The 3,330-nt window shown below is 42.4% G+C and carries 3 protein-coding genes; 1 reads left to right on the top strand and 2 read right to left on the bottom strand.

Annotation, left to right across the window (positions count from 1 at the left end; all coding sequences use genetic code 11):
• Positions 1 to 124: 124 nt before the first annotated feature.
• Together MiAbW_RS18830 and MiAbW_RS18835 are read right to left on the bottom strand one after the other, a co-directional pair.
• Entirely contained in the window at positions 125 to 496 is a 372-nt protein-coding gene (locus tag MiAbW_RS18830; protein WP_151697322.1) for a hypothetical protein, read from the bottom strand.
• 200 nt (positions 497 to 696) lie between these two features.
• Positions 697 to 1,746: a hypothetical protein gene (locus MiAbW_RS18835; protein ID WP_238707354.1), complete on the bottom strand. Its 1,050-nt coding sequence runs from the start codon at positions 1,744 to 1,746 to the stop codon at positions 697 to 699.
• Between the two features lie 256 nt (positions 1,747 to 2,002).
• Here MiAbW_RS18835 and MiAbW_RS18840 point away from each other — a divergent pair, with 256 nt between their 5' ends.
• Positions 2,003 to 2,251, top strand: coding sequence for a helix-turn-helix domain-containing protein (locus MiAbW_RS18840; protein WP_151697323.1), 249 nt, complete (start codon positions 2,003 to 2,005; stop codon positions 2,249 to 2,251).
• Positions 2,252 to 3,330: the final 1,079 nt, after the last annotated feature.

A 3,330-nucleotide genomic window follows, 5' to 3' on the forward strand; every position in this document is an offset into this window, starting at 1 on the left:
CGAAGTCTTACGATTATTGGACAAGCTAAAGCTCGAAATCATAATAAAAGACACTCTCGGACTAGGATCAGGTTTGGATCCTAACCCCGGCCTCTCGCTTTTTAGGCGAGAGGGCGCGACTAGGTTAGATGGGTATTTCGTCATCATCTAGATTGCAGTCTTTGGGCTGCCAATCTTCTGGTTTAAATTCCGAGTTTTCTGGTTTGAATGGGATTCCAGTAGTCGGCTCTATGTCTGAATGATTGTCGTCGGTTGATTGGGAATTATCATAACCATAATCGACAGATGGTTCATCAATAAATTCATCTTCCCAATTAACGGTATGGTTCCAAAGAACTTGGGACAAGGCAACTACGTCATCACCATCAACAAAAACGCTAGAATTATTTGACATTTTTAGGATTAACTTGTCACTTTCTAAGTTAATAAAAGTGACGTGATCTAGATTAACCCAACATTGGCCGATCGAGTCTCGAACAAAATAAAATTTACTCATTAGGTAACTCATCAGTATCATCATCCATGCTGCTGTTCTCAATGAAATTATCGCAATCTACAGGGATTAAATTATCAACGTTGACTAACTTCCCATTGTCAAGCATCCATGGGTTAACAATAGGAGAATAGTAGTTATTCTGATAGCTAAAAGCATCAGAATAACGCTTAGAATAATTAGGTAGGTGATCATCATTCTAGTTAAAAAGGAACTTGTTCCAAAACTCCACCGTTCAACTCCCAATTTCGGACGGGATCCTTTTTGAAATAATACCCGTCAGGCTTTATTTTGAAATTCTCCCGATATCTCTTGGCATATCGGGGAATTATCTCACCTGTCTTGGTACGAAGATGACTACTCTCATAGTTATCGCTAGAATCTAGTGGAATTTCTGCGACAGGTACGATATGATAAGAGTTAACCCCTACTTTAACCCTTACATATTCATAGTTTTCTAATTCTTGGTTACTTATTTTTGTATCACCAAAAACGTTAAGCAATTGACATTCAAACTGTGAATCGTCGTCGTCATCACCATCAGGAGGTACAGCGTCACGGCTAGGGCCATCCTCATCAGGGAGTAGTGACTCGATTAGTTCCTCTAGTAACTTCGATGGAGAAATTCCAGACTCGGCGGCCTTTTCTCGAAGCTTTTCCCATAGCTCGATAGGGATGTTAACCTTTTTGGAATTGGGTAGCTTCTGAAACGGGTCCTCAAGGTGAGCCTTGACCTTATCGAGAGTTAACTCGTGGTCAGCGTAAGTCTCACAAATATCACGCCAAGCCTCTAGCAAGTCGGTCTCGCCAAACTTGGATAACTCTAATGCGATCGAAGCATTCATAGGCAACCGATCGCAACCGGCAGAAATTAGCTGACTCATGACTCGTGCGGCCCGGATCCAATTGTTGACAGCACTGGAAGTCTTACCGATTGCAGTCTCACAAAACTGCTTAAAGGACGTGTAACGTTTCCGCCAGCCCTTGCATAGCTTGATTTTCCAAGAGATTAAACCGATTTCATACCAAGAAGTTAGATTTCTCTTGATTCCTAGCACTAGATCGGGTAACTCGTCGAGTAACTCGCCTAACCCGTACGATTCCTCAATGCTGATAGCCAGATCGTAGAGAGACCGGCCTAGTTCACTTTCTGGAATGTCGGAACCGAATAATGGTTCAAAGGGGTTGAGACAGTGACCGGGTTTAACGGGCCAGTCTTCTTGTATTCGATCTTGAATGATGGTGGTGTTCATAGGAAGTAAAGGGGCAGAATGCCCCAATGAAACATCGATAGTAATTGGTTTTTTTGAATGAAATAAGTCTTTCGCTTCTCAACCCATAGGCAATCTCCTAAAAATAAACCACTGACCTAGACTATCTACAGCCCAATACCCTAACTATGCGATCGGTTAAATTGCCTCTAGGGGACGGGATGTTGTTTTGTTCTAAGTCCACTTTAGTTGCTTTTTGATTACTTGTCAAGCAACTAAAGTGGCTTTTTGAGGTAAAATGAAAGAAGATCAGTTTACGACCAAAGCCTTGAAGCAGTTAATAGAACAGTCAGGACATACTCAAAAATCATTCGCTGAGTCTCTAGGCTTGAGTTATGCAAGCGTTAAATATTACGTTGCTCATCAAAAAACTCCTGGCAGCGATGTTTTAGCTGATATGTGTCGTGTTCTCAATCAATCACCCAAAACGGTGATGAACGCTTTGGGCATTGATACCACCGGCATCCCAGACGATTCCCCTAACTAATAAAACTCCCTAACGATTAGCACTCGTTAGGGAAAGTGACAAAAATTTTGTCGTTTACCAGTATGATGACTCTCTCTATAAACGATCGCATCTCCTACAAGGGAGAAAAGGCCACGGTTAAACAAGTCTGGAAAAAGAAAGTCAAGGTTATTCTCTCAGACCTGCGAGAGATAACCGTAGGGATAGACGAGATCGGGCCGGCTGATGAAGCTATCCCTAGTCAGTTACCATTAATTGATCTTTTTCAGTATCAACTTCCCGATCATCCGATCAGTCAATGGGACTTGGAAAATGAAGACTCGATCGAAACTTTGACAGTGAACAGTGATCGGTTAGAAAAAGCGATCGAAACCTTGACAGTCAGTGACCAGTCAGGAGACTCGATCGAAATCGATATCCAATCACTAACAACGGATCAACTGATAACACTTTATGAGTCGATAACTAGAGAGTTAATCAATCGCGGTAACTCACTCCCTAACTCACTCCCTAACTCACTCCCTAACTCACTCCCTAACTCACTCCCTAACTCACTCCCTAACTCACTCCCTAACTTACTCCCTAACTCACTCCCTAACTCACTCCCTAACTTACTCCCTAACTCACTCCCTAACTTACTCCCTAACTTACTCCCTAACTCACTCCCTAACTCACTCCCTAACTTACTCCCTAACTCTCACCCTAACTCTCACCCTAACTTACTCCCTAACTCTCACCCTAACTATGGCTATGAGGAGATCAAAACTATTAAGAGAAACCAGTATCGTTATTGGAGATGGTACGAAAATGGTAAACTGCGATCGAAGTATTTAGGAAGGTGCGAGACTCGCTAAGATAGCAAGTGCTACGACTTAAGCAAGTGGCAATATTTGATCAATTGCCAACCGGTGCAATTCCGGCTCGTAGCTTTGACACTAGATATAGGGCTAAAGGTTGTATCACCTACTACATTTAGAGTGTAGTCATATAAAAATAGCCTCTAGGGCGTTTTTCGTTCGATCTGGATCTGTCTGAATGTAGAGATGAAGGTTTGCGATCGAAGCGTGACCACTAACGGCTTGAATGGTTTTAAGGTCTGT

It is taken from the genome of Microcystis aeruginosa NIES-4325, assembly GCF_008974145.1.
GTDB lineage: Bacteria > Cyanobacteriota > Cyanobacteriia > Cyanobacteriales > Microcystaceae > Microcystis > Microcystis aeruginosa_G.